This is a genomic window from Acinetobacter sp. YH01025, from assembly GCF_013420185.1.
GTDB classification, from domain to species: Bacteria; Pseudomonadota; Gammaproteobacteria; order Pseudomonadales; family Moraxellaceae; genus Acinetobacter; species Acinetobacter indicus.
In genome coordinates this window covers 51,556-69,561 of the sequence record NZ_VOYR01000009.1, presented here as the reverse complement: position 1 = coordinate 69,561, position 18,006 = coordinate 51,556, and the positions used below count along the sequence as shown (strand labels likewise).

Annotated in this window: 18 protein-coding genes; 9 read left to right on the top strand and 9 right to left on the bottom strand. The window is 49.0% G+C overall.

Annotated features, from left to right (window positions below; genetic code table 11):
* Positions 1 to 159: 159 nt before the first annotated feature.
* Positions 160 to 825 (bottom strand): TetR/AcrR family transcriptional regulator, encoded by a 666-nt coding sequence (locus FTT89_RS10335; protein WP_168395851.1) that lies wholly within the window; start codon positions 823 to 825, stop codon positions 160 to 162.
* A gap of 80 nt (positions 826 to 905) precedes the next feature.
* On the opposite strand from FTT89_RS10335, the gene FTT89_RS10330 reads away from it, so the two are divergent.
* On the top strand, positions 906 to 2,558 hold the full coding sequence (locus FTT89_RS10330) for an acyl-CoA dehydrogenase family protein (protein ID WP_180006776.1): 1,653 nt from the start codon (positions 906 to 908) through the stop codon (positions 2,556 to 2,558).
* 151 nt (positions 2,559 to 2,709) lie between these two features.
* Here FTT89_RS10330 and FTT89_RS10325 read toward each other — a convergent pair whose 3' ends face one another.
* Positions 2,710 to 3,201, bottom strand: coding sequence for a macro domain-containing protein (locus FTT89_RS10325; protein ID WP_016659595.1), 492 nt, complete (start codon positions 3,199 to 3,201; stop codon positions 2,710 to 2,712).
* Between the two features lie 428 nt (positions 3,202 to 3,629).
* Between FTT89_RS10325 and FTT89_RS10320 the strand changes: the two genes are divergently transcribed.
* A complete protein-coding gene (locus FTT89_RS10320; protein WP_005182025.1) occupies positions 3,630 to 3,809 on the top strand; it encodes a hypothetical protein in 180 nt (59 codons plus the stop codon).
* A 13-nt stretch (positions 3,810 to 3,822) separates the two neighbouring features.
* Here the strand turns inward: FTT89_RS10320 and ptsP are convergent, their stop codons facing one another.
* Complete coding sequence (gene ptsP / locus FTT89_RS10315; protein ID WP_005182028.1) at positions 3,823 to 6,120, bottom strand: phosphoenolpyruvate--protein phosphotransferase; 2,298 nt, start codon at positions 6,118 to 6,120, stop codon at positions 3,823 to 3,825.
* An 85-nt stretch (positions 6,121 to 6,205) separates the two neighbouring features.
* Entirely contained in the window at positions 6,206 to 6,688 is a 483-nt protein-coding gene (locus FTT89_RS10310; protein ID WP_005182032.1) for an RNA pyrophosphohydrolase, read from the bottom strand.
* Between the two features lie 183 nt (positions 6,689 to 6,871).
* On the opposite strand from FTT89_RS10310, the gene FTT89_RS10305 reads away from it, so the two are divergent.
* Both FTT89_RS10305 and FTT89_RS10300 read left to right on the top strand, forming a co-directional pair.
* Positions 6,872 to 7,531: an HAD family phosphatase gene (locus FTT89_RS10305; protein ID WP_005182034.1), complete on the top strand. Its 660-nt coding sequence runs from the start codon at positions 6,872 to 6,874 to the stop codon at positions 7,529 to 7,531.
* Between the two features lie 184 nt (positions 7,532 to 7,715).
* Complete coding sequence (locus FTT89_RS10300) at positions 7,716 to 7,964, top strand: DUF2789 family protein (RefSeq protein ID WP_160241643.1); 249 nt, start codon at positions 7,716 to 7,718, stop codon at positions 7,962 to 7,964.
* A gap of 76 nt (positions 7,965 to 8,040) precedes the next feature.
* Here FTT89_RS10300 and ovoA read toward each other — a convergent pair whose 3' ends face one another.
* The 3 genes from ovoA to FTT89_RS10285 all read right to left on the bottom strand — a co-directional run bounded on the left by ovoA (position 8,041) and on the right by FTT89_RS10285 (position 11,660).
* Positions 8,041 to 10,215 carry a 5-histidylcysteine sulfoxide synthase gene (gene ovoA / locus FTT89_RS10295; protein ID WP_180057190.1) on the bottom strand — a complete coding sequence of 725 codons (2,175 nt, stop codon included), beginning with the start codon at positions 10,213 to 10,215 and terminating at the stop codon, positions 8,041 to 8,043.
* Positions 10,216 to 10,351: 136 nt separating this feature from the next.
* Positions 10,352 to 11,218 (bottom strand): LysR family transcriptional regulator, encoded by an 867-nt coding sequence (locus FTT89_RS10290; RefSeq protein WP_005182039.1) that lies wholly within the window; start codon positions 11,216 to 11,218, stop codon positions 10,352 to 10,354.
* 205 nt (positions 11,219 to 11,423) lie between these two features.
* Positions 11,424 to 11,660 carry a DUF2061 domain-containing protein gene (locus tag FTT89_RS10285; RefSeq protein WP_005182043.1) on the bottom strand — a complete coding sequence of 79 codons (237 nt, stop codon included), beginning with the start codon at positions 11,658 to 11,660 and terminating at the stop codon, positions 11,424 to 11,426.
* Positions 11,661 to 11,917: 257 nt separating this feature from the next.
* Here FTT89_RS10285 and leuC point away from each other — a divergent pair, with 257 nt between their 5' ends.
* The 4 genes from leuC (at position 11,918) to leuB (ending at position 15,862) form a co-directional block, all read left to right on the top strand.
* Positions 11,918 to 13,351, top strand: coding sequence for a 3-isopropylmalate dehydratase large subunit (gene leuC, locus FTT89_RS10280; protein WP_005182046.1), 1,434 nt, complete (start codon positions 11,918 to 11,920; stop codon positions 13,349 to 13,351).
* A gap of 75 nt (positions 13,352 to 13,426) precedes the next feature.
* Positions 13,427 to 14,077: a 3-isopropylmalate dehydratase small subunit gene (gene leuD, locus FTT89_RS10275; protein WP_045795487.1), complete on the top strand. Its 651-nt coding sequence runs from the start codon at positions 13,427 to 13,429 to the stop codon at positions 14,075 to 14,077.
* 101 nt (positions 14,078 to 14,178) lie between these two features.
* Positions 14,179 to 14,742, top strand: a complete 564-nt coding sequence (locus FTT89_RS10270; protein WP_016659592.1) for a hypothetical protein — start codon at positions 14,179 to 14,181, stop codon at positions 14,740 to 14,742.
* A gap of 40 nt (positions 14,743 to 14,782) precedes the next feature.
* Entirely contained in the window at positions 14,783 to 15,862 is a 1,080-nt protein-coding gene (gene leuB / locus FTT89_RS10265) for a 3-isopropylmalate dehydrogenase (RefSeq protein WP_152342195.1), read from the top strand.
* Positions 15,863 to 15,942: 80 nt separating this feature from the next.
* Here the strand turns inward: leuB and FTT89_RS10260 are convergent, their stop codons facing one another.
* Positions 15,943 to 16,338: a hypothetical protein gene (locus tag FTT89_RS10260; RefSeq protein ID WP_180006778.1), complete on the bottom strand. Its 396-nt coding sequence runs from the start codon at positions 16,336 to 16,338 to the stop codon at positions 15,943 to 15,945.
* A gap of 163 nt (positions 16,339 to 16,501) precedes the next feature.
* Positions 16,502 to 16,723, bottom strand: coding sequence for a translation initiation factor IF-1 (infA, locus tag FTT89_RS10255; RefSeq protein WP_001284370.1), 222 nt, complete (start codon positions 16,721 to 16,723; stop codon positions 16,502 to 16,504).
* Positions 16,724 to 16,953: 230 nt separating this feature from the next.
* Between infA and FTT89_RS10250 the strand changes: the two genes are divergently transcribed.
* Positions 16,954 to 17,961: an AraC family transcriptional regulator gene (locus tag FTT89_RS10250; RefSeq protein ID WP_005182061.1), complete on the top strand. Its 1,008-nt coding sequence runs from the start codon at positions 16,954 to 16,956 to the stop codon at positions 17,959 to 17,961.
* Positions 17,962 to 18,006: the final 45 nt, after the last annotated feature.

Genomic DNA, 18,006 nt, shown 5'->3' with positions numbered 1-18,006 from the left:
CAGCTTATCATTGAAATCTACCTTGCAATAGCTGGCTGGGCAGAATGACGATGGATAAAAAAACATAAAAATGCAACTTGGTTCTTATTTAACTTAAACCGAATATAACACTTTTTCAAATAGATAAAACGATTAGTGCTCAAAGGAATAATCGATAGCTTAAAGTTTTGATTTCTGAGTGTTTTGGTCGGATTTTGTTGAGATGAGCCGGGCTAAAAATGGCTGGATGGCCAGTTCAATATCGGCCTGCAGTTGCGGCCAGTCCTGAAATGTGGGCTGGATTAACAGGGTTTGTGAAATAAAGCCATAACTGATGCGATGCAGGTTTTCGGCACAGCGCAAGCGTTCGCGGGTTTCAGGCGTATAGCGGCTTAAAATCTGCTGCCAGCTGTCCAGCATCAGCTGATAATGCTTTTGATAGGCCTGCTCGCTCGACAGGCTGCGTTCCAGTAAAAACACACTGGCCCACAGCCGCTGTTCGCTGCGGATACGGTCAAGCTGAAAGCGCAGCAGGGTCAGTATATCGCTGCAAATATCACCAGTTGTGGATAACTGTAGCGGTGGCTGGGTATAACTGCGTAGCGCCTCGGCATGCTGGATAATCTGCTGGTGAATCACCCAGGCCAGCAAATCTTCTTTCTGGGCAAAGTATTCATAAAAGGTGCCCAGACCGACCCCGGCCAGTTCGGTAATCTCACGGATGGTCAGTTGTGCGGGTGTCTGCTGCTGCAAAAGCCGAACAACACTGTCCAGCAGTGCCTGCTGGGTCTGTTTGGCCCGGGACTGGCGAGGCTTACGCCGCAGCTGTACAGAGGGGGAGGTCATGACTGAAAACCGAACATGCTGTGGGTGAATATTCTTTATACTGAAAGCCTATCATCATAATCAATCAGGAACGATGAACGATGCAGGCATGGATGACCCATTCTATTCAGAATCAGTTTGATGAACGTCAGGATTATAACCTGTTTGCGAGTGACCGCGTATTGCAGGAAATCTTGCAGCGCTATGGCAGTCAGGATCAGGCACGCCTTAGCGCACTCGGTCAGCAGGCCGGATCGGCAGAGGCTTATCATTCTGCCCATTTAGCCAATAGCCATACCCCGCAGTTACAGGCCTTTGATGCTCGCGGCCGCCGTCAGGATGTGGTCGAGTTCCATCCGGCCTGGCATTACTGGATGGCGCTGAACCGGGAATTTCAGACCCATGCCCATCCCTTTATTGAACCTCAGTCTGCATCTGCCTGGGTCGATTGGGCGGCGCGGTTTTATCTGAGTGGTCAGGTTGAATGTGGCAATCTGTGTCCCGCTTCTATGACCCTGGGCAGCATTCCGCTCATTCAGCGTGAACCTGAACTGTGGCAACAGCTCGGCGATAAACTGCTGTCGAATGAATATGATGCGCGGGATATTCCAATGGCGCAGAAAACATCAATCTGGCTGGGCATGGGCATGACTGAAAAGCAGGGCGGCTCCGATGTACGCGCCAATGAAACCATCGCCACTCCGGTGGGGGCAGCGGGTCGTGGCCAGCCTTATCTGCTGACCGGGCATAAATGGTTTTTCTCGGCGCCGATGTGTGATGCGCATTTGGTGGTGGCCAAAACCGAACAGGATGGCTTGGCCTGCTTCTTTGTGCCGCGCTGGCTGGAAGATGGCCGCAAGAACACGATTCATATCCAGCGTCTAAAAGACAAGGTCGGCAACCGCAGCAATTCCAGCTCGGAAGTCGAGTTTCATGAGGCATGGGGCATCATGATTGGCGAAGCTGGCCGTGGTATTCCCACCATTATTGAAATGGCCAATTATACCCGCCTGACCTGTGTGGTCGGCAGCAGTGCCATGTTGCGCCAGGCGCTGGTGCAATGTATTGCCTATACCCGGCAACGCAAAGCCTTTGGCAAGCCGCTGGCTGAACAGCCGCTGATGCAGGCGGTATTGGCCGATCTGGCACTGGAAACCGAAGCGGCGGTGCAGCTGGGCTTTTATCTGGCGCAGTGCTATCAGTTGGATACGCTGCTGGCGCAGGCCTGGAAGCGGATTATGACTCCGGCCGCCAAGTTCTGGGTGTGTAAGCGTACTGTCGAGCTGAGCGGCGAAATGATGGAGGTCTTTGGCGGCAATGGCTATGTCGACAACGGCATCATGGCGCGTATTTTTAAAGAAGCCCCGGTAAATAGTATCTGGGAAGGTTCGGGCAATGTCATGTGTCTGGATGTGCTACGCGCGATACAGCGTGATCCGGCGTCCATGCAGGTCCTGTTGCAGTCGCTGGCCGATGGTGTGCAACAACAGCCGTTGTTACAGCAGGAATTACAGGCACTGATGCAGCTGTTCCAGCAGACAGACCCCCAAGCCTTGCAGTTTATGGCACGTACGCTGGTAAGCCGTTTGGTGCTGCTGGCGCAAGCGGTCATCTTAAACCAGCATGCGCCTGATTTTGTGGCACAGGCCTTTATCCAGAGCCGTTATCAGACCCTGCATGGTCAGGTGGTGGGCATGTTAGACCCGGCCCAGGTCGATGTTGCCCGGCTGTTAGAACGTGCGCTGGCGGTTTAAACATCACGCGTGATAGAGCGTATCCTGATAGAAAAATTCCCCGCTTGACTTCAGCCAAGCGGGGAAATCGGACTGGATGCATGGCGGTCTGCAGTTGCGCAGCCGTGTGATCCCGGCATCAGTCTCACGCTAACGATCAAACGAGCTTGGCTTAATGCGCCGGTTCGTCTGCTTTCACCCCTTTCTGGTACAGGGTGTAGATATAAACCGGAATATTCAGGTCTTCTAAATGCTTGTAAATCAGCGGGCGGACTTCTTCCCAATCCAGACCGCCGACACCGGTGGCCAGACGTGGCAGCGCCAGACTTTCAATATTCTCGGCTTCAACCAGCTGTTTCAGATTTTTCAGGGTGCGGTTGACGTATTCTGTCGATGCTTTACCCGGCTTGGAACCGTTGTCATAGGCCGCTTCCTGAGTCATCAGATTAATGATGCGCTGACCTTCGGCATTGACCCAGGTCCATTGTTCACCCGCTTTAGGATGGTAAATATGGCAATAGTTACGGAAGTCTTTATACAGCGCCGGCCAGTGTTCGCGCAGACTTAAAGCCAGTCCGGTGGCAAAGTTATCATTTGGGGCAACACCGTGGGCAATGGCACGGGCTTGGCTCAATAAAATATCTCCAGAAACTTCATAAATCATACTGTGAACTCCTGTTTTGGAAGAGGCTGTTTGAATTGATCTTCTAGCTTCATCTTAGCCTATCAGGAAGTTTTTTCTAGCGTGCTATATAACTGCTAAGTCTTTGCAAAATAATAAAAAATATAAGATTTTGTGGTATAATTATAGGGGCAGAGCAGCTGAATCTACTTTCATTTTTTGACTGAAGAATGTTCAGAAAAACACTGCAAAATTTTTCTATACCGTTTCTTTTATTGTTACATGACTGTCGCAAAATTGCTGCTGAATTGTCCAAAAAAATGTATGATTGACTCCCCATTCCAAAGGGATGTCGACGGGAAACAAAACGCAGTTTTAAGGCTAAAATGCGCTTGAATTTTGCGCAAATGTACCCATCAATACAGCGCAGGAACACCTGCATTCAAATCATGAACCGGAAGGATAAAGTGATGGCAAAGAAAAAACAGCCAGAAGTGATTCAGCATAACTTCGTGGCCAAATATATGCATGAGGTCAACAAGAGCCAGGTTTTTGTCGACCGGAAAAAGAATGCCAAACGCGGCTATAGCAAACACAAACAAGGGCGATATTCTGATGATTATCGCCCTTATTCATTCTGTCTGATTTAAATCAAAATATGGCTTAAGCGCCAACAATCCGGGTAGAGGCCTTGACCATATCGCCCAGACCATGGGTTTTAAAATAATATTCCATCCAGCTTTTCACCATCAGCGAATTATTCATTTTCAGCACCCGTTCCAGCTGCTCCTGTGCTTCGCTCATCGGCACATGGCAAATCGCTTTACGCACGCGCAGAATGTTACTCGAACTCATCGACAGGGTATTAAAGCCCATCGCCATCAACAGCACCGCAGATAGCGGATCACCGGCCATTTCACCACAAATGCTGACCGGTTTATCGTACTTGTGACATTCCTTGACCAGACGGGTCAGTGCGCGCAGCACCGACGGGTGGAAATGGGAATAGACGTTGGCCACGCGTGGATTGTTACGGTCTACCGCCAGCAGATACTGGGTCAGGTCATTGGAGCCGACCGAGAAGAAATCGACCAGTTCGGCAAATTCATCAATCTGTAGCAGCACGCTTGGCACTTCTACCATAATCCCGATACGCGGCTTGTTGATCTTGACCTGTTCTTCTTCCTGTACCGCATGCCAGTCACGATCTAGCAGATACAGCGCTTCTTCGACTTCATTGACGCTGGTCACCATCGGCAGCAGGATGTGCAGATTGTTCAAGCCAATGCTGGCTTTGAGCATGGCGCGAATTTGTGAAGAAAAAATTTCCGGATGATCGAGGGTGAAGCGAATCCCGCGCCAGCCCAGCGCCGAGTTTTCTTCTTCAATCGAGAAATACGGCAGGTCTTTGTCTGCGCCAATATCCAGGGTGCGCATTACCACCGGTTTATTGGCAAAGTGACTCAGCTGCTGGCGGTAAATGGCACGCTGTTCTTCTTCGCCCGGGAAACGGTCCCGCAGCATAAACGGAATTTCAGAGCGGTACAGGCCGACCCCTTTGGCACCACGTTGTACCCCGCGTACCACATCAATCATCAGACCGGTATTGACATACAGTTTGACCGTCACGCCGTCTGGGGTAACGGCGTCCTTGGTTTCATACTGTTTCAGGTCTTTGGCAATCAGTTCTTCTTCTTTCTGAATTTCTTTATAGCGGGTGCGTAAACGCCGTGGCGGATTAATAAACACCCGGCCCTGATGCGCATCGACAATCATTTCTACGTCATCGAGGGTGTTGATCGGCAGTTCAGTCACCCCGACCACGGTTGGAATACCCAGTGCGCGCGCGACAATCACCATATGTGAGTTCATGGCGCCTTCGGTGGTGACAATTGCGGCAATTTTATCGACCGGTAATTCCACCAGTGCCGCGGTCGAGATTTCTTCACCAATCAGAATACTTTCATCGGTCAGTTCGCGGTGGCTGGCATCGGCTTCCTGCAAATAGGCCAGAATACGCCGGCCGAGATCTTTTAAGTCGGAAACCCGTTCACGCAGGTAGTCATCTTCCATCTGGGCAAACTGGGCAATGTGGCTGTCAATGACAATCCGCACCGCACCTTGTGCCCAATTGCCATCCCGAATCAGTTCTTTAATTTCCGCCGGCAGGGCATTTTCATCCAGCATACGCAGGAACACGCTAAACAGCGCGCGTTCTTCGGCCATCAGCGCATCCTGCATTTTGTCATCCAGCGCCTGAATTTCCTGACGCACGGCATCCAGCGCAGTGTCGAGCAGTTTCAGTTCTTCGCTGATGTCATCGGCTTCACGGTCGGGTACCGCGGCCAAATCTGCTGGTGGATAGAGAATGACCGCGCGGCCAAGCGCAATCCCGCCCGAGCCGGAAACGCCCTGGAAGGTTTTGTAGGCCGGCAGATTGCTGGGTTTACGAAAGACATCAATATTGCCAACAGCATGCGCATGCGCAATCACGCCAGAGAGCTGGGCGCAGAGCGTGACCAGAAAGGATTCAGCCGCTTCGCTAAAGTCCTGACATTCCTTGTTCTGCACCACCAGTACGCCCATGACCTTACGACGGTACATGACCGGCACGCCGAGGAAGGAATTATAAATTTCTTCGCCGGTTTCCGGTAAATACAGGAAGCGTTCATGTTTCGGTGCATCGTCCAGGTTGACGATTTCTTCACGCTGGCCGACCAGCCCCACCAGACCTTCACCTGTATGCAGAGACACATGGCCGACCGCTTCAGGATTCAAGCCCTTAGAGGCCATCAGCAGATAACGCTGGTTGCGCTCGTCAAGCAGGTAAATGGAGCAGACATCGACATGCATAGCTTCAGCAACCTGATTGACCATAATGTCGAGCGATTCATGCAAACTGGTGGACGCATTAATTTCCTGCACAATGCGTCTTAGGGTATCCAGTTGCATATTCGACATAAAGTCTGCTCCAAATCAGCGTTCCAGTTCTGTTCTCTTTATAGCAAGAGTCGTTTAAAAAATCTGCATGATCATACAGCTTTTTTCAGGCTTTCTTAGATGGCAATTGATGACATAATTCCACCATCGCCTTGCGGTACACATCGCGTTTGAAATTCACGACCTGACCCAGTGGGTACCAGTAACTGACCCACTGCCATTGATCAAACTCGGGCGGATCGGACAGGTTGAGCTGAATCAACTGGGCCGAGGCCGTGAGTTTGAGTAAAAACCATTTCTGTTTTTGACCAATACATACCGGATCGGAATCGGGCCGGATGTAACGGTGCGGCAAACGGTAACGCAGCCAACCTTTCGTTTGTGCGATAATTTGAACGTGTTCGGGCAGTAAGCCAACTTCTTCTCTCAGCTCACGATAAAGTGCCTGCTCAGGGGTTTCTCCATGCTGGATACCTCCTTGTGGAAATTGCCATGCATTGTGTCCAATGCGTTTTGCCCATAAAACCTGTCCAAAGTCGTTTGCCAAAATGATCCCGACATTGGGTCGGAAACCTTCTGAGTCGATCATTTGGCTACCTAAATATTCTGTAAATTATGCCTTTGCTTCCGGGGATTTTTATTTCTGTATCCAACACGAAAAAAAGCAAAGTTTAAAAATGTTAAAATTGCTATGATCTTAACGAATTTCTATCGACTAGCGGAGATAGATTTACAAATTTTTTCTTAAATTTCAGTTTTTACGAGTATTTTCATGAAATTGGCGCTATTTGATCTCGATCACACCTTGTTAAATACAGATTCGGATCATTCCTGGGGTGAGTTTTTAGTCAATGAAGGTCTGGTCGATCCGGTTCATCACCGCGCCATGAATGACAAATTTTATGAAGATTACAAAGCTGGCCAGCTTGACCCGATTGCCTATAACGAATTTGTATTCGAATTTCTGACCCAGCACGAGTCACACTACCTGACCGAACTGCATGAGTTGTTTATGCAAAAAGTGATTCGTCCACAAATGCGCCCGGAAGGTTTTAAGGCGATTCAGCGTCATCGTGAGGCCGGACATGCACTGGTCGGCATTACCGCGACTTCGGATTTTATTACTGCGCCAATTTTCCGTGAATTTGGCATTAGCGAAATCATTGCCACCAATGCCGAAGTGGTCGATGGCAAATATACCGGTAAAGTGATCAATACTGCCTGTTATCAGCAGGGCAAACTGGTACGTCTGGAACAGTGGCTGGCCGGACGTGAGGTGACCGAATCCTGGGCCTATTCAGATTCAATCAATGACCGTTTCTTGCTAGAATATGCAGACCACGCCATTGCGGTGAATCCGGATGATCGTCTGCGGGCCTTGGCGGTCGAGCAGGGCTGGGAGATTCAGGACTGGTCGATTGCTGCTGAATAAAAGCGCAGTTTATCTACACCAAGATCAGCAGACAGGGCCGCTATAACTGGCCCTGTTTTTTGGTCTGTGCCGGTTGTCATCTATCTTGCAAATTTATGAAAAGGTGATTTTTTTTTAACAGCACTAGGATTTGCAGTTTTATATGCTATGGTGAAGACAAGAACAACAACAGGGAGATTCACGCATGCGCCAAACCCGACCAAGAATGACCAATCTGTTTGAACAACTGGGCCTGGACTCCAGCGAACAGGCGATTCAAGATTTTATCGGCCAGCATCAACTGGTGGCGGAAATTCATATTATGGATGCAGAATTCTGGAGTGATGGTCAACGTCAGTTTTTAGCTGAAAAAATTGCCTCGGATGGGGAGTGGGCCATTACGGTCGACCAGCTGAATGAAGCGCTGCATGAAGACTCTGTGCCTCGCCGTTAAATCGTTCGTTCAAATCTCCAGATCATCAGGCCAAATCCGGAATTTGGCCTGATCCCTCACTTTCTTTTCTATCCATTTAGGCAATCCGTTCCCAGAAGCTGACCTGCGCATAGGTATGCTGAAACTTGCGCTGGGTTTCCCGAATCACAAAAGGGATGTCCTGCGGTTCAGTCATTAAACGGAAATGCGGCTCTAGCAAGGCTGTTAAGCCATCCAGACTGCTCCAGTTTTCGCCATCTTTTTTAAAGCCACCCAGCCATTCACTGCGGACAGTGTGTTCTTCCATCCAGGTATAGGGTGAGCTGAGCATCAGAATACCGCCCATATTCAGCCGTGTATGAATCTGGCTTAAAAACTGCGCCGGATGATGCAGCCGGTCAATTAAATTGGCCGCCAGAATAAAATCATAGCCTCTGAAAATCGCTTTAAGATTACAGGCATCACCCTGGTAAAACTGGACTTTGTCCCGCACGTCGGCCAGTCCAAGTTGAGCCAGGTCACAGGCATGATAGTCTACCAGTTCACCTTCGGTGCAGATGCTGTAATGCAGGGTTTCGCCCTGTGCCAGTTTGACGCCGTTCTGGATAAAGCGCGCTGAAAAATCAATCCCGACCACTTCATCAAAATAACGAGCCAGTTCAAAGCTGGCGCGGCCGGTAGCACAGCCAATATCCAGTGCTTTACGTCGTGGTCTGTCGGCCAGCTGGGTCAGGGCCAGTTGCACCAGTGTCTGGGCAAAATTGGCCACGCCAAAATATTCACGGCCATACTGAAATTCCAGATATTCAGACACCAGCCGGTCGGTTTCATATTGTGATTGAATCGCCGGCGGCTCCTGATCAGAAACCACATAGCGGAAACCGGCATGCTGGAAAAAATGCCGGCGAAAGGCATAGCGTGAGGCCAGTTCGGCTTCATTGCCGGCAGAAATCCAGGAACCGCCTTTGAGCAGATTATGCCGGCCATCAAAGGTCGGGGTGCTGAAATCATCATAAATCGGATGCACCACAAAACCGGGAAATGGATAAATCGGGGTTTCGGTCCATTGCCAGACATTGCCGCTCAGGTCATAAAAACCGCCATGCGGGAAGGTATTGACCGGACAGGAGGAAGCACCATAGGCCAGCGCCAGATTGGCAGGTGCAGACGGCTCATTTACGCCAGCCAGCTGTACCAGCCGATACCATTCCTCTTCGGTGGGCAGTCGTACTGGCTGACCAGTTTGCTTCGCTTTCCAGTGGCAAAAGGCTTTGGCCTCATGATAATTCACCTCCGCCGGCCAGTCCCACGGCATTGCTACTTCTTCGGTCAGCAGCCGGAGTGACCAGTCCGGCCCGTGTTTACGCCAGAAGGTCGGATATTCGGCCTGGGCAAAGCTGCGCCATTGCCAGCCTTCATCTTCCCAATAGTTTGTGTTCTGATAGCCGGCATCTTCAACAAAGGCCAGAAATTCCTGATTGCTGACCAGATAGCGGCTGGCCGCAAACGCCGCTACCTCTGCCTGATATTGGCCATATTCATTGTCCCAGCCGTAAACCGGGTCGTGCCGCTCCTTACCGAGCTGTACCCGGCCGGCTGCCACTGGAAGCAACGCATTCTCTGGTGCGGTGTTAGTCAGGATATTTGGCCGCCATGGTGGCTGTGTCTGGACATAGTCAAGGGCATGCTGGCGAATCAGCACGGAGGAGGTTTCCAGATGAATCCGCTCGTGTTCAATGCCCATCAGAATCGACCACCACGAATGCTGCCAGTCAATTGGCGTGCTCAGTGGTGCCTTTTCAATAATTTCCAGCACCGTGGCACGCACCTGATCGCGGTAGTGTTTGACCTGCGCGGGTGTCGGCCAGTCATAACGGCTGTCATCCAGGTCATCCCAGCTCATCTCATCCACACCCACCGCAAAGATGGATTCAAAATGTGGATTGATACGCTGTTCAATCAGTTTGCTGAGCAGCAGTTTGTTGATGAAAAATGTCGCGGTATGGCCATAGTAAAAAATCAGCGGATGGCGCAGCGCAATCGGCTTGTGATAAAAGGCCTCATCGCCGTTGAGGCAGCTAAACAATGATTCATAACAGTCAAAGGTTTGCAGAAAATACTGCTTGAGGGTGGCACGTAGCGTATCGGCCTGCATAACATCCAGCCGTGGACTGGGCTGTAAAGGCGGTGCACTGCCGGCTAGGCGCTGCTGGAGCGCCTGGGCTGAACTGAACGAAGGGGAATAGGCAAGCGGGGAAGTGGTCTGGTTCATCACTCTGCTCCTGCATCATTTTTATAAAGATCCTGGTGTCTTGTGCGGGCACCTTATCTTTTCAAATTACGCCAATTTGGAGCAGCGTGCTGTTTTGTTCAGTAACTGTACAGAAGGATGCGACCGGTCGATGAACCTAGTCCGGCTGCTGCATAAAGTTAACCAGCGCCTGCGCCGCTTTGGACTGTGTGCGTCCCGGATGCCAGACCATGCCCAGCTGGCGGTTCATTTCCAGATTAATATCCAGCTGTTGCAAGTCCTGATTAATCAGGGTTTTCGGTAACACTGACCAGCCCAGTCCAATCGACACCAGCATGCGGATGGATTCCAGCGGGTTATTGCTCATGGTGATCTTCGGCTTCACGCCCTGTTTTTCAAACTCGGCCAGGGTAATCTGGCTGGTATAGGTCTGTGCTGCTGGTAGCAGGCTCGGGAACTGGGTTAAATCTTCCAGTTTCAGTCTTTTCTGCTGGGCCAGCGGATGAAAAGGCGCAGCCACAAACACCAGCGGATCATTCCAGATGGTGACATATTGCAGCCGGTCATCACCTTGCGGTGGCAGGGTTAAAAAGGCCAGTTCCAGATCACCGGCCAGCACCTGTTCATGCGCCTGTTCCGAATCGACAAAATGCACATCTAAGGTGACATCGGGGAAATCTTGGACATAGCGACGCAAATGATCGGGCAGATGATGCAGGCCAATATGATGACTGGTGCCAATTTTCAGGCGACCCTGCACCTGGCCCTGTTCATGGCTTAAAGTATGATGAATATCGCCCAGTTCATTTAGCCAGTTTTTGACTTTGGGTAACAGCGAATGCGCAGCATGGGTTGCCTGCACGCCACGGCCGGCCGACTCAAACAGCTTGACCCCAAAATATTCTTCCAGGCTATGAATCCGTTTGGTGACTGCGGGCTGGGTAATAAACAGCTGATCGGCGGCCAGAGAAATCGAACCGGTTTCCATGACTTTTACAAAAGCTTCAAATGCTGCAAGATTCATCGCAATCACCTATAAAGATTTTTTATACTTAAAATTATTATTTAGAAATTTTTAGAATTAATCAAAGATTATTTTTCTATAAATTGAAGTTCAACAACCATAACTTGAATATAAATATTTTAAAAACAGTAATTTAAGTTATATTAAAATAAAAAAGATCATCCTGAAGATGATCTTTTGGGAGGAACACCGGGCGAAAAATAGGCTAGGCGGTGATTTCCTCTGTGCCGTCTTGTGCTTTCTTTTCCCACATGCGTTCATGAATAAAATAGGCCACCGCCTGTACTGTTGGTTCCAATAAGCTTAAGGTAATGGCCATCCACAGACTGCCGGTAACGAAATAGCCGACAAGCATGGCCACCGTAATGTGCATCACATAGTAGCTAAAAGTCTTTTTAAACATTCGCTGGTTGTTTGCGACAAAGTTTTGAATATGCGCCATGATGATGTTCCTCGTATCTACAATTCAGTGCTGATAACATCATCATAGTCAGTACGAATTAATTTGTAAAAACGAATATTTTGTAAAATTCAATCGGAAAATTGAATTTTTAATCAGATGTTAATCTGAGCAAAAATCAATTATATTTATTCCATAAAGTTTTTTAACTAATAAAAATGATAAATTAGATTTATGTAATTGTGTGGTTATAATCGAAATTAATGACAGAATTACCCAGTCCAGTGGAGCACATCGACATGGCAGGCGAAACCCAAAAAGCAAAAACATTATATGACAAATTGTGGGATGACCACTTGGTAAAACAGCGTGATGATGGTTCGGCTTTATTGTACATCGACCGTCATTTGTTGCATGAAGTTACCTCTCCACAGGCCTTTGAAGGTTTGCAACTGGCTGGCCGTCAGCCATGGCGTTTAAGTGCCAATATTGCGACTCCGGACCATAATGTACCGACCTCGAAAAAAGAGCGTGAGCAGGGCGTAGCCGGTATTGAAGATGATACTTCGCGTATTCAGGTGCAAACCTTAGACGATAACTGTAAGACTTTTAATATCGTTGAGTTTGATATTAACGATATCCGTCAGGGGATTGCTCACGTGGTTGGACCAGAGCAGGGTTTAACCTTGCCGGGAATGACGGTGGTATGTGGCGACTCGCATACCGCGACCCATGGTGCCTTTGGCTGTCTGGCACACGGGATCGGAACTTCAGAAGTTGAGCACGTGTTGGCCACGCAATGTTTAATTCAGAAGAAAATGAAAAACATGCTGGTACGCGTAGATGGTCAGTTGGGTCAGGGCGTGACCCCGAAAGACGTGGTGCTGGCGATTATTGCCAAAATCGGTACAGCAGGTGGTACGGGCCATGCCATTGAATTTGGCGGTCAGGTGTTCCGTGATATGTCGATTGAAGGCCGTATGACCGTGTGTAACATGGCAATTGAAGCCGGTGCACGTGTCGGTATGGTCGCGGTTGATGAAAAAACCATTGAATATGTAAAAGACCGTCCTTATGCACCAAAAGGCGAGCAGTGGGATCAGGCGGTAGCGTACTGGAATACCTTGCATTCAGATGCCGATGCGCATTTTGATACTGTTGTGGTATTACAGGGCGAAGAGATTGAACCACAAGTGTCTTGGGGCACTTCACCTGAAATGGTCATTCCGGTTTCTCAGGCAGTACCAACTTTGGAACAGGCCAAAGATGAGGTACAGCGCAATGACTGGACCCGTGCTTATCAATATATGGGCTTAACTGCTGGTCAGGCTTTGGCAGATATCCAGCTGGATCGTGTCTTTATTGGTTCATGCACCAACTCGCGTATTGAAGATATCCGTGCTGCGGCAGATGTGATTAAAGGCCGTAAAGTGGCGCCAAGCATTAAACAGGCGATGGTGGTACCGGGTTCTGGTTTGGTCAAACAGCAGGCAGAAGCAGAAGGTTTGGACAAGGTCTTCCTGGAAGCCGGTTTTGAATGGCGTGAACCAGGCTGCTCGATGTGTCTGGCCATGAATGCTGACAAGTTACAGCCAGGCGAGCACTGTGCATCGACCTCAAACCGTAACTTTGAAGGTCGTCAGGGCAATGGAGGTCGTACCCATCTGGTCAGCCCGGCCATGGCAGCAGCAGCGGCAATTGCCGGTCACTTTGTGGATGTTCGTTCATTCTAAGTTTAAGCCCTCATCCCAGGCCGCTCCTTGCTGGAGCGGATGTGAGAGAGACTACGGATTCATTGGAACATAAATATGAAAGCTTATACCGTTGAACAGGGTATCGTTGCACCTTTAGACCGTGCCAATGTCGATACCGATTTAATTATTCCAAAACAGTTCTTGAAATCAATCAAACGTACCGGTTTCGGTGACAACCTGTTTGATGAATTGCGTTATTTAGATGAAGGCTATCCGGGTCAGGACAATTCAATCCGTCCTAAAAACCCAGATTTTGTCTTGAACCAGCCGCGTTATCAGGGCGCCAGCATTTTAATTTCACGTGCCAACTTTGGTTGCGGTTCCAGCCGTGAGCATGCGCCGTGGGCTTTAAGCGAATACGGTTTGCGTACAGTCATTGCCCCAAGTTTTGCGGATATCTTCTTTAATAACTGCTTTAAAAACGGCATGTTACCGGTGATTTTAACCGAAGCGCAGGTTGATCAGCTATTTAAGGAATGTGCAGCCAATGAAGGTTATCAGTTAACTATTGACCTTGAAGCACAGGAAGTCCGTACGCCAAACGGTGAAGCATTCAAGTTTGAAGTTGATCCATTCCGCAAGCATTGCCTGTTAAACGGTCTGGATGATATTGGTTTGACCTTGCAAGATGCCGATGATATTCGCGCGTATGAGGAGAAAACCAAAGCCGCGCGTCCGTGGGTGTTTGCGGAAATTCAAGCTTAAGTTATTTCGTAAATAGGCATAGCACGGGCGTCGAACTCTTGTTAACATTCAAGGCATAATAATTTAAATATTCTGCTTTTTGATGAGGTTGGGCTCGGGCTATGTTGAAGGTTTTTCGTCGGCTTGCTGTATTGGGGGGAGTGGCTACGCTGTTAACAGCATGTCAAACCTGGGATACAGCACGTCTAAAACAGGTAAAAGAGACACAGGCATCCCAATCCAATGCACGTATTTATTGTTCAGGTACCGAGCATTGCGAGTTTGAACGCTTGAACCGGGTCATGATCATGGATGCTGAAAGTCAGCGTCTGAGTCGTGAAGCCATCAAGCAGGGACTGGTGCGCTTGCAGGCAGATTCACTACGGCAGCCTAATCCGCTATATCTGTCGGTTCCAGCTAAACAGCATGAAGTGGTGATCCGGTTCTATCCGATTTCCCGTGATCAGGCCGAAACCCTGCACGTCATTCATCAGTTTAAGCCGCGTCAAACGTACACTTTTAAAATGTACCGTGACCGCAGCAAGCATAAAGGCAGTCTGCTGAATGTTTCGGCGCCAGAGCCGCTGTGTGTGGATCTTTTACAAAACCAGAAAATTATTCGACGTTTCTGCAAACCTTATAATGTCTTACATGGACTGGGGGAATTTGTGGAACAGAAAATTTAGTCTCCACAGTCGTTGACTGCTACAGGAAATGGAAAAACTCATGTCAAAACATATTTTGATTCTTGCCGGTGACGGTATTGGCCCAGAAATCGTCACAGCAGCGGAGCAGGTGCTTACGCGTGTTAATGAAAAGTTCAATCTGGGCTTGACGTGGGAACAGGGATTGTTAGGTGGTGCCGCGATTGATGCGCATGGTTCACCTTATCCGGATGTGACGTCTGAACAGGCGAAAAAAGCCGATGCTTTATTGCTCGGTGCAGTTGGTGGTCCAAAATGGGATACGATTGAGCGTTCGATCCGCCCGGAACGTGGCCTGTTAAAATTACGTAGCGAATTAAACCTGTTTGCTAACCTGCGTCCAGCGATTCTGTATCCGCAACTAGCTGATGCGTCTAGCTTAAAGCCGGAAATTGTATCGGGTCTGGATATCCTGATTGTACGTGAACTGACGGGTGGGATTTACTTTGGTCAGCCACGTGGTATTCGCGAGCTGGAAAATGGCGAGAAACAGGGCTTTAACACCGACGTCTATGCTGAATCAGAAATCAAGCGTATTGCCAAAGTGGCTTTTGAAATGGCCAAACTGCGTGGTGGTAAAGTCTGCTCGGTGGACAAAGCCAACGTGCTGGAAGTGACTGAGCTGTGGAAGCAGACCGTGACCCAGCTACATGCTGAACAATATCCAGAAATCAACCTGTCCCACATGTATGTCGACAATGCTGCAATGCAATTGGTACGTGCGCCAAAACAGTTTGATGTACTGGTAACCGGTAACCTGTTTGGTGACATCCTGTCTGATGAAGCAGCAATGCTGACCGGTTCTATCGGTATGTTGCCATCAGCGTCGCTAGATGAAAATGGCAAAGGTATGTATGAGCCATGTCATGGTTCAGCACCAGACATCGCTGGCCAGAACATTGCCAACCCGTTGGCGACCATCTTGTCTGTGGCAATGATGCTGCGTTATACCTTCCGTGAAGAAGCTGCCGCGAAAGCGATTGAAGATGCAGTGGGCAATGTGCTTGATCAAGGTTTACGTACGGCTGACATCATGTCTGAAGGCATGAATAAAGTGGGTACTCAGGAAATGGGTCAGGCTGTGGTTACCGCATTGGGTTAAGTCTCGACAGCAAATCAAAAAACGCAGCTTCAGGCTGCGTTTTTTTATGGCTATTGAATGGTCAGCTCTAAATTCAGCGCTTAACAGGTGCGACCGGTATAGTGTACAGAGCGGGCAATATCCTGTTCCAGCCGGAACACAATCTGGCAGTGCAGGTTAACATCATAGCTGTTGGCTGGGCCAATGGGCGCTGGAATATGGGCTGGACCGGTGGCCGGGGCATTCGCTACAGGAATCGGAATGCTGATTGGGCGTATAACGGTGTAGGTGAGCGCCTGTGGGCTGATTTGTGGTGAACTGACCTGTTCGTAACCGAGCAGGCTTAAATCGAGCTGCTGGCGAATCTGCTGGCTGGACTGGCCGACAAATTGGGCCAGATAGGCATCACGTTCAGCTCGGGTACTGGACGGCGTGGTTACACAAGCGGAGAGACTGAACGCGAGGAGCGCCAAAGCAACGGAGCGAGAGACAAACATGCGCGATCTCCATTGAATAAAACTTCATTCTAGGCAAGGATAGCCTAAAAATATGTGTATATTCGATAAGCGGCAGATCTCGACGCCATTCTTGGCTGTTACACAGCATCAGCAGCCAATAAAAAAGCCACTGTTGAAGGTGGCTTTTTGCTTGCGCTAAAACTTAGCGTGCACGATAGGTAATACGACCTTTCGTTAAGTCATAAGGCGTCATTTCAACTTTCACGCTGTCGCCAGTTAAAATGCGAATATAGTGCTTGCGCATTTTACCTGAAATATGGGCAATCACCTCGTGACCGTTTTCTAAACGTACACGGAACATAGTATTAGGAAGCGTTTCGGTGACAACGCCTTCGAACTCGATGAGTTCCTCTTTATTGGCCATAGCCTACCTGATGATCAAATTGGAAAGGCGCAAATTATAGTCAATTTTTTTGAAAAAATCAAGGTGAAACCCGCCGCAGATGAATCATCTGTCAGTAAAATAAGCGAACAAAACATTTAAATTTTTTCTACAAAAAAACGTGGTGGATGGTTGTCAGTTTGGTCAATCACAGTTAATCTAAAATCAATCTTTTTAAGTATAAATGAAGAACATACAAGGAAGGTCTTTGCGTGGGTCAGCTAACTGATGCATCGGTTGTATTGCGATTAGGCTACCAAGCGATTCGTCGTGCCGGTTTGCCAACCGAAGAAATATTAACAAAAGCAGGTGTCGCACTTAATCAGGTTGAGGCCAATGATCGTACGCCTTTGGGCGCGCAGTATGCGTTTTGGGTGGCGGCGGAAGAAGTCAGCCGTGACCCGGATATTGGTTTGCATCTGGGTGAACATTTGCCGCTCTATCGTGGTCAGGTGATTGAGCATCTGTTTATTTCTTCGGAAAATTTTGGTGAAGGTTTAAAACGGGCACTGGCCTATCAGCGTTTAATCAGTGATGCCTTTGATGCCAAACTGGTGATTGAAGATGACCGCTGTTATTTAACCAATGGTCAACAGCCGTGGGCTGACAATATTGTCAATCGTCACTTTTCTGAATGTGCCATGTCGGGCATTTTGCGTTTCTTCAAGTTTATTACCGAAGGCAAATTCCAGCCGCTGTATATCGACTTTAATTTCCAGCAGGGCGCTGCCGATGATGAATATTTCCGGGTCTATGAGTGCCCGGTCAGTCTGGGGCAGAATGAAACACGACTGTATTTCGATCCCTCTATTTTAGAATATCCGCTGTGGCAGGCCGAGCCGGAGCTGTTGCAGTTACATGAGCAGCTGGCGCTGGAGAAGCTGCAGGAACTGGCGCGTTATGATCTGGTCGGTGAAGTACGCCGGGCGATTGGGTCGACCCTAGAAAGTGGGGAAACCACATTGGAAACCGTGGCAGCGCAGCTGAATATCACGCCGCGTCGTTTACGCACCCAGCTGAGTGAGGCCAATACCAGTTTCCAGCAGATTCTCTCGGATTATCGTTGCCGTCTGGCTAAAAAACTGCTGGCCAATACCAATGAAAGCGTGGAGCGGATTGTGTATCTGACCGGATTTTCTGAACCGAGCACCTTTTACCGGGCTTTTAAACGCTGGACCAATGAAACACCGGTCGAGTACCGGAAACGTAAACAGCGTTAAGCATCTCCGCAGTCCCCCTTGATTAAAGGGGGATTTTTTTAGAGT

Excerpts from the sequence above, each read along its gene's own strand:
- FTT89_RS10335 (WP_168395851.1), bottom strand. The coding sequence starts at position 825 with ATGACCTCCCCCTCTGTACAGCTGCGGCGTAAGCCTCGCCAGTCCCGG.
- FTT89_RS10330 (WP_180006776.1), top strand. The coding sequence starts at position 906 with ATGCAGGCATGGATGACCCATTCTATTCAGAATCAGTTTGATGAACGT.
- FTT89_RS10325 (WP_016659595.1), bottom strand. The coding sequence starts at position 3,201 with ATGATTTATGAAGTTTCTGGAGATATTTTATTGAGCCAAGCCCGTGCC.
- FTT89_RS10320 (WP_005182025.1), top strand. The coding sequence starts at position 3,630 with ATGGCAAAGAAAAAACAGCCAGAAGTGATTCAGCATAACTTCGTGGCC.
- ptsP (WP_005182028.1), bottom strand. The coding sequence starts at position 6,120 with ATGTCGAATATGCAACTGGATACCCTAAGACGCATTGTGCAGGAAATT.
- FTT89_RS10310 (WP_005182032.1), bottom strand. The coding sequence starts at position 6,688 with ATGATCGACTCAGAAGGTTTCCGACCCAATGTCGGGATCATTTTGGCA.
- FTT89_RS10305 (WP_005182034.1), top strand. The coding sequence starts at position 6,872 with ATGAAATTGGCGCTATTTGATCTCGATCACACCTTGTTAAATACAGAT.
- FTT89_RS10300 (WP_160241643.1), top strand. The coding sequence starts at position 7,716 with ATGCGCCAAACCCGACCAAGAATGACCAATCTGTTTGAACAACTGGGC.
- ovoA (WP_180057190.1), bottom strand. The coding sequence starts at position 10,215 with ATGAACCAGACCACTTCCCCGCTTGCCTATTCCCCTTCGTTCAGTTCA.
- FTT89_RS10290 (WP_005182039.1), bottom strand. The coding sequence starts at position 11,218 with ATGAATCTTGCAGCATTTGAAGCTTTTGTAAAAGTCATGGAAACCGGT.
- FTT89_RS10285 (WP_005182043.1), bottom strand. The coding sequence starts at position 11,660 with ATGGCGCATATTCAAAACTTTGTCGCAAACAACCAGCGAATGTTTAAA.
- leuC (WP_005182046.1), top strand. The coding sequence starts at position 11,918 with ATGGCAGGCGAAACCCAAAAAGCAAAAACATTATATGACAAATTGTGG.
- leuD (WP_045795487.1), top strand. The coding sequence starts at position 13,427 with ATGAAAGCTTATACCGTTGAACAGGGTATCGTTGCACCTTTAGACCGT.
- FTT89_RS10270 (WP_016659592.1), top strand. The coding sequence starts at position 14,179 with ATGTTGAAGGTTTTTCGTCGGCTTGCTGTATTGGGGGGAGTGGCTACG.
- leuB (WP_152342195.1), top strand. The coding sequence starts at position 14,783 with ATGTCAAAACATATTTTGATTCTTGCCGGTGACGGTATTGGCCCAGAA.
- FTT89_RS10260 (WP_180006778.1), bottom strand. The coding sequence starts at position 16,338 with ATGTTTGTCTCTCGCTCCGTTGCTTTGGCGCTCCTCGCGTTCAGTCTC.
- infA (WP_001284370.1), bottom strand. The coding sequence starts at position 16,723 with ATGGCCAATAAAGAGGAACTCATCGAGTTCGAAGGCGTTGTCACCGAA.